Below are 1,693 nucleotides of genomic sequence, written 5' to 3' on the forward strand. Positions count from 1 at the left end.
AATCAAATAATCACTATAAAGATCAAGCATATCCATTTAATTCCCTCCCTAAAATTAAGGGCGGAATTCTAATGCTTTTTAGTCAAACTACAAGTTTATGTGCGTAACATGAGTTTATTAGGATCAATATTCAAATAAAGTGAATTTATCCTATTCCAATCGATAAGAGCTTGAGGAATGTTAATGGTCTGCATAAAACCATAATTTAGAGTTAGCTTATAAATGTCTTGGGAAAGATCTTCTATATGATAACGCTCTCTATCGGGAACAAAGGGATGCATTGCCATGACTATATTTATAATAAGGGTTTTAGCAGGGATGAAGCGATTAATTTTTAGATAATGTAAAAAACACCCAATGCTTTGATCCACATTATTTGTAATAAAAACATTGGTCACTTCTTTAAGTTTCATCGGCTTGGTTGATTCTATATAATCAAAAAGATCATTCAATGTGGTTTTATCTTGATAATAACGCTTCCGTAAGAATAATATTCCTTCTCGCCATGAAAACATAATAAACGCGAAACCTGTAGCAATGGCCAGTGGTATCCATCCTCCTTCCTCAATTTTATGAATATTGGCCACTAAGAATAATAAATCAATCAGCATAAAAATAGAAAATATAGAAATAATTTTTAATACTGACCAACGCCAATAAAGTCGAGCAACGCAAATGACCAAAATAGCTACGATAATCATCACGAGATTTACGGCAATACCATAGGCTGCGGCTAAGGCGCTTGATTTTTTAAAAATCAAAACTAGAGAGAGAGTCCCAATTGCTAAAATTGTATTCAGATGAGGAATATAGATCTGCCCTTTTTCTTTACTAGAAGTGTGTTTTATTAATAACCGGGGGAAAATGTTAAGCGAGATAGCTTGGTGTATTAAAGAAAAACTTGCAGTAATGACTGCTTGAGAGGCAATGATCGTAGCGAGAGTGGCAAGTATTACCAAAGGATAGATAAACCAAGAGGGCGCAAGAGAATAAAAAAGATTATTAATGTCCGCTGGGTGTGCCAAAGCGTAAGCACCTTGGCCAAAGTAATTGAGTAAAACTGAAGGAAGTGCTACACAAAACCATCCGAGACGAATAGGGGTTTTTCCAAAATGGCCTAAATCAGCGTACATCGCTTCTGCCCCAGTAATGACTAAGAAGATGCCACTTACCAAGGGTAAAAAATGCAAACCATTATTTACGGCAAATTTATACCCGTAATAAGGATTAATGGCCTCTAATACAACTGGGTTATTATAAATACTTAGCCCGCCCAAGATAGCAATGGTAATAAACCACAGCAAAATAATAGGTCCAAACGAAAAGCCGATTTTTTCCGTCCCAAATTTTTGACATCCGAAAAGTGCTAATAAAATAATAAAAGCCATGGGGGTAATGAGGTGAGAGAACTCGGGTGAAATTACAGCAATGCCTTCAAGCGCACTAATGACAGAGATGGAGGGAGTTAACATCCCATCGCCAAGTAATAAGCCTGCCCCAAATACTCCAAGGAAAAAAAGTTTTTTGGGGTGATGTTGGATTTGTCTTTTAAGCAAGGATAACAGAGCAAGCACACTTAGCTAGGTCCGGGGATCTGGAACAAAATTCAGGAAAAATAAGAGCTATTCCCGGTTTGTTAGTTCATTCACCTTACTCTCAGAATGGCTTATCCACAAGTCCATAGGCCAGGAGA

General features: G+C 36.8%; 1 protein-coding gene. It reads right to left on the minus strand.

The window, feature by feature from the left end:
* Positions 1 to 95: 95 nt before the first annotated feature.
* Positions 96 to 1,574 (minus strand): KUP/HAK/KT family potassium transporter, encoded by a 1,479-nt coding sequence (locus tag ELY15_RS15615; RefSeq protein ID WP_233586867.1) that lies wholly within the window; start codon positions 1,572 to 1,574, stop codon positions 96 to 98.
* Between the last annotated feature and the right edge of the window lie 119 nt (positions 1,575 to 1,693).

This window comes from Legionella sp. km772 (genome assembly GCF_003989735.1).
In the GTDB taxonomy this organism is placed as follows: Bacteria; Pseudomonadota; Gammaproteobacteria; order Legionellales; family Legionellaceae; genus Legionella.